This window comes from Mesorhizobium sp. M2E.F.Ca.ET.219.01.1.1 (assembly GCF_004016445.2).
Lineage (GTDB): Bacteria > Pseudomonadota > Alphaproteobacteria > Rhizobiales > Rhizobiaceae > Mesorhizobium.
Genome location: NZ_SADT02000019.1, coordinates 1 through 4,959, shown reverse-complemented (window position 1 = coordinate 4,959; position 4,959 = coordinate 1). Strand labels below are relative to the sequence as shown.

Here is a 4,959-nt window from a genome sequence, read left to right as displayed (position 1 = left end):
GGCGCAAGTCGAGAGCAGCCTTGCAACTTTGCTGCAGGACATTGCGGTTGCGACCTTCCGTGCCTGCCAGTGCCGGGACTACGCCCGCGTCGACCTCCGGATCGACCGCTCCGGTCAGCCCTTTGTCTTGGAGATCAACTCGATGCCGGGGCTGAGTATGAACTCCGAATTTGTCCTAGCCGCGATTGCCGCTGGACATAGCTACTCGAGCTTGATCAATCGCATCCACGATATCACCCACGCGAGGTACTTCGAAATCGTTGGCTAGATGCCATAATGGGCCGACGCTCCTCGCATAGCGACGAAAGTGACTATTCCTCCCGGTGACGATGTAGGGCGGGTTGGTCGACCCCAGGGCCAGCAACCCATCGCCTCGCAGGAGCGTCACTTGCGGGAAGCCAAGGCGGCGGCTGAGGTCTACACGGGCGCCGGATGCTTTCCCGGCTACTCACCGGGCGCTCGATGGTCAGTGCGACCTCGAGCCCGCCGACTGAACCGGGCGATGAGCCGGGCACCGAGGCCAGTATGATTTTCCCTCGTGATCTAAACATTACTATTGAGGGGGAACTTCGGAGACGGGAATTTTCATCACTAAACCGGATTCGACTACTCACGATAATCTGCGCGGCCTTGCCGTTGTGGGAAAGAGGAACAATGGTGAAGCTCCGTCTGGAGACATTGCAGGCCATTAACGTCGATTTTTTTGACAACCTATGGGCCGAAGAGGATCTTCAAAAGTTGGTGACGCCCCGGTTCGGGGTAGTTCCTAGCTTCGAGAGTTTGCTATCGGATTTGCGCAGAATCGGCGCCAGAGACCTGGGCCAAGTTGCTCCGGACGCCCTAGCGCAAGCAACAGACACTGGCCATGACTGAATGGAGGTCAATCAAAACTATTGCGGCCGCACTCGAGGGCGGCAACCGGTCCGCGGTCGAGATCATCAGCGACTGTATTGCTGCGGCCGAACGGACCAATCCCTCGCTGCGCAGCTTCATTACGGTTGCCGCCGACCATGCACTCGCCCAGGCGGCCAAGGCCGATACACGCCGGAAGGCCGGCCGCGTTCTGGGACCGCTTGATGGAATTCCTTATGCCGCCAAGGATATGTTCGAAACGCGCGGGATCAGGACCACCGGCGGCAGCAGGGTGTTAGAGAACAATGTGCCGGAGAGGTCGGCGGCGGCCATTTGCATGCTTGAGGCAGCGGGGGCGGCCCTGATCGGCAAGACCAATCTCCACGAATTCGCATTTGGCGCGACCGGTGAGAACCGCTGGGCCGGAACAGTCGTCAACCCGCATGATGAGACAAGGCTCGCTGGTGGCTCGAGCAGCGGCTCCGCGGCAGCCGTGGCGGCGGGCATCGTGCCGTTCGCGCTTGGCACCGATACGGGCGGCTCGGTTCGTATCCCGGCCGCGCTCTGCGGCATCGCCGGGTACAAGCCGAGCTATGGCCTGATCAGTCTCGACGGCGTCATCCCCTATTGTTGGTCGCTGGACCATGCGGGCGTACTCGCGACATCTGTTGAGGACCTGGAGCTTGTCGTCAGGCAAATCGCGAAGCTCCCGTCGGCGACGCCACCCGGCGCGGCGCCGAGGGTTGCCTTGGTCAACGGCTGCGAGAACAAATGCGACGCGTCGGTGCACGACGCGTTCCTCGCCACGAAGACACACATCGGACGGCGGGGCGCCACATTCGGCACGATCGCACTCCCCGATCAGTCCGAGGCCCGTGCAGTCTCGCTGACAATCCAGCTCGCCGAAACTCTTGCGTATCACGGCCCTAATCTTGCCAGCGCCCGAGATCGATTCGGTGCCGACATGCGCGGCGGCATTGTGATGGGTCAGTTCCTGTCCGCAGAAAGCTACGTCCAGTGTAAGCGCGTGCTGTCGACCTACAGGCGATCATTTGCGCAGGCCATGCAGACGTTCGAATTCCTGTTGATGCCGACCTGTCCGATCACAGCGCCGGAGGTCGGGACCATCGACGTGGACATAGCCGGGCAGACTATTCCACTTGGCAGTGCCCTGACGATGTTCACTTCCTTCTTCAATCTGGTAGGCGCGCCGGTGATAGTGCTCCCGGTAGCCTCGCCGAGCGGCGGCCTGCCCGTGTCTGTGCAGATTATTGGTGCACCCGGCTCCGATGCGCAGCTCTTTGGGGTCGCCCTCAGGCTCGAGAGCGTATGCAGGGAGGCGAGATTCTGATCGCGTCAACCAGTGACTTCGAGCGTTCGACAAGAACACGGGACTGGTCTAGAAAACTGAGAGGACAGTTCTGGAGTGCACCCCGCGACTGAGACAAATTAATAGCAGACAATTCCTGAATTACAGGAAGAAACGGTTGGAAGAAAAGCCGAGATTTAGCGAACAAGAGGAACACTCCATGCTTTTGCGGATGGACGGGATGCAAATTCCGAGGGATGTCGCCCTCCGATTCCGAAATGATCTCGCCCCCTCGTTCCGAGATTTAACCGCCCCCTGAATCCGAAATGATGCCGCCCCCTTGGAGGCATGCGCTAAGATAGCTTCGGCATGGACTGAAATTTGCGCTTTCGAGGTGGCTCACGCCATCGATGTCGCAAGGCATGGAGATTTTGGCGCAGGGTTGCCAAGGGCGGTTGAGCAAAGATCGCTGCGATCAGCGAGGCGACGATCTGGCGGGTGGCGCGCCACAGCAGCGGGCGCCCGTCGCTCAAGGGGAGAGACACCCAACTCCTGCGAAAGGGTTTCGGTCACAAGCGCGATGAGGAAGTGGGCAAGAATCCAAGGCTTTGCGATCCTTGGCTCTTTGGCGGGAGGCGTGGCCAGTCCGATCAGGCTCTTCAGACGCTTGAAGGCGAGCTCGATGCGCCAGCGCATGCGATAGAGCTTGAGAACTGTGCCGGAGGGAAACTCGTCCTGGTCAAGCGAGATCACAAGGTGTCAATGCCGCTCGAATTTTCCCCAAAAGTGCCGAAGTAAAATTCCCCAGTTTCGCCGCTCAGGCTGTCGCGGAGGGGTGTCCATTTTTCGGTGGCCGGCCGCGCGGCCGCGATGGTGGATTTATTGTCGGCGGCGTGATGGAGGCTTTTGATCGCAAGTGTTCGGGCATGAGCTCGGCGTGCTGGCGGAGCCGATAACTCGATCCGTCGATCTGGACGACGACCGCATGGTGAAGCAGGCGATCGAGAAGTGCGGTTGTGACGACAGGGTCGCCGAAGACCTCGCCCCATTCGGCGAAACCGCGATTTGAGGGAGAATCATTGCGCCCTTCTCGTAGCGGGCGTTGACGAGTTGGAAGAACAGATTGCCGCCACCGTGGACGACGGGCAAGTAGCCGATCTCATCGACAACGAGCAGAGCAGGCCGGCAGAAGAAGCGGATGCGTTCCTGCAGGCGGCCTTCGCGTTCGGCCCTTGCCAGCGCGGCGATGAGTTCGGCGAGCGTGCAGAAATAGACGCTCTTTCCAGCCTTCACAGCCTCGACTGCAAGCGCAATGGCCAGATGGCTCTTGCCTGTGCCGGGCGGGCTGAGGAAGTGGATGACCTCGCAGCGGGCGACGAAGCCGAGTTGGGCCAGCGTGAAGATTCGATCGCGGTCGAGCGAGGGCTGGAAAGAGAAGTCGAAGCTGGCGAGCGTCTTGACCGTGGCCAGCCGGATCACATGCCTTCATCGCACCGCCGTGGACGATCGAGAGGATCAACCGGGAAGCTTCCGCGATCGGTCTCGATGCGGCCTTGCTGTGCCAGAAGATACTGGCGGATCGGCCGCATCCCGAACAAGGCTTCCGCGCCTGTCTTGGCGTCATACGGCTCGTCAAGGGCTTCGGCCGCGAGCGCGTCAACGCCGCCTGCGGCCGGGCGCTGGAGATCAACGCCAGGACTTATGGCTATTGCAGACTGTGGTGCAGGAGGCTTTCGAAGCCGAGAGGACGGAGGCGATCTGGCAGCGAAGAGGTCGGCCGGTGACGATCAGGCTGAGGCGCCTTAGCCCCTCGCCCTGGGGCGAACGCCGTGGGGTTGCGCCGGTCAGGCAACGCGGCGGTAAGCCGATCTCCTCGATGCAGGCTTTGGGAAAGCGCAGCTTCGCTGGGACAAGGCGGTTCCTAATGCGCTTGTCGGCCCGCGGGCGAGCTTACGGTCGAGCATTCGGCCGTGCCAGTCCTTGTGGTCTGATCTCATTGGCGCTGCTCTGTTCGGCCTTCGCGCCAAACAGCTGCCGTTCCGGGCTATCACTCAAAGGAGCTTACAAGTAGGGTCCCGTTACAGAACAAGGCGGCGCCTCCTCGCTTTCGTACCAAAGGCCCTCAGGTTCGCCGCCGAAGCCGGCGAGATCAAAAGGCGTTCATTCACTGACGGGTGGTGCTTAAATGTTCAGGCCGATGCCGTTGTTCAAAGTGGGCCGCAATCCTGGTCCGCTGACCCCAGGCGCTGTGCTGGGCGGATGCGCGCCGAAAGTTCTTCGTGCTTGCCGACGTCGCTACCAATGCCAAGCGCGCAAGGATGCCGCACCGATCTCGCGGATCGCGCTCGAGGCGGTCAACCAATGGACCTGCTGTTGATGTCGAGCGCGACATCAAAGGTCTTGCCGCCGACGAACGCCTGCGAGGACGCCAGCAGGAAAGCCGGCCGTTGGCAGAGACGCTTAGGGGATGCGGAGCGAGCGGGCAAGACTGTCCCGAAGCTCTCCGGTTGCTGAGCCGATCGAGTATGTGCTGAAGGGTGGGAAGGTTTATGACCTTGTTCGCCGACGGCCGGATCAGCCCGACCAACAACGCTGCCGAGCGGGCGTTGCGTCTCTTTGCTACGCGACGATCGCCGACCCATTATGGCTTTCAGCTCAGAGGAATCGAAGTTCGCGATCGCCGTTGCTCAGGACCTCCGCCCCTCCATCGGTCACCAGGATCGTCTCGCTGCAACCGATCGCGAAACGGCCCTCCTCGTCGGTCAGGAACAGCGGCATGTGCAGCGCCATGTTGGGCC

The 4,959-nt window shown here is 61.2% G+C and carries 2 protein-coding genes and 5 pseudogenes; 4 read left to right on the top strand and 3 right to left on the bottom strand.

What is annotated here, in order from left to right:
* Together EN862_RS34625 and EN862_RS34620 are read left to right on the top strand one after the other, a co-directional pair.
* Positions 1 to 268, top strand: a pseudogene (locus tag EN862_RS34625) (hypothetical protein); the annotation flags it as partial.
* A gap of 597 nt (positions 269 to 865) precedes the next feature.
* On the top strand, positions 866 to 2,203 hold the full coding sequence (locus tag EN862_RS34620) for an amidase (RefSeq protein ID WP_126097346.1): 1,338 nt from the start codon (positions 866 to 868) through the stop codon (positions 2,201 to 2,203).
* A 357-nt stretch (positions 2,204 to 2,560) separates the two neighbouring features.
* Here EN862_RS34620 and EN862_RS34615 read toward each other — a convergent pair whose 3' ends face one another.
* The 3 genes and pseudogenes from EN862_RS34615 to EN862_RS37475 form a co-directional block, all read right to left on the bottom strand.
* A complete protein-coding gene (locus tag EN862_RS34615; protein WP_126097345.1) occupies positions 2,561 to 2,914 on the bottom strand; it encodes a transposase in 354 nt (117 codons plus the stop codon).
* A 64-nt stretch (positions 2,915 to 2,978) separates the two neighbouring features.
* Positions 2,979 to 3,170: pseudogene (locus tag EN862_RS37480) on the bottom strand (ATP-binding protein); the annotation flags it as partial.
* 122 nt (positions 3,171 to 3,292) lie between these two features.
* Positions 3,293 to 3,640 (bottom strand): annotated as a pseudogene (locus tag EN862_RS37475) (ATP-binding protein); the annotation flags it as partial.
* Between EN862_RS37475 and EN862_RS34605 the strand changes: the two are divergent.
* Positions 3,632 to 3,867 (top strand): annotated as a pseudogene (locus EN862_RS34605) (IS21 family transposase); the annotation flags it as partial. The pseudogenes EN862_RS37475 and EN862_RS34605 overlap by 9 nt on opposite strands.
* 494 nt (positions 3,868 to 4,361) lie before the next feature.
* Positions 4,362 to 4,782: pseudogene (locus EN862_RS37175) on the top strand (transposase); the annotation flags it as partial.
* Positions 4,783 to 4,959: the final 177 nt, after the last annotated feature.

What these genes read in the sequence shown, in the direction of transcription:
- EN862_RS34620 (WP_126097346.1), top strand. Translation starts at nt 866, where the DNA reads ATGACTGAATGGAGGTCAATCAAAACTATTGCGGCCGCACTCGAGGGC.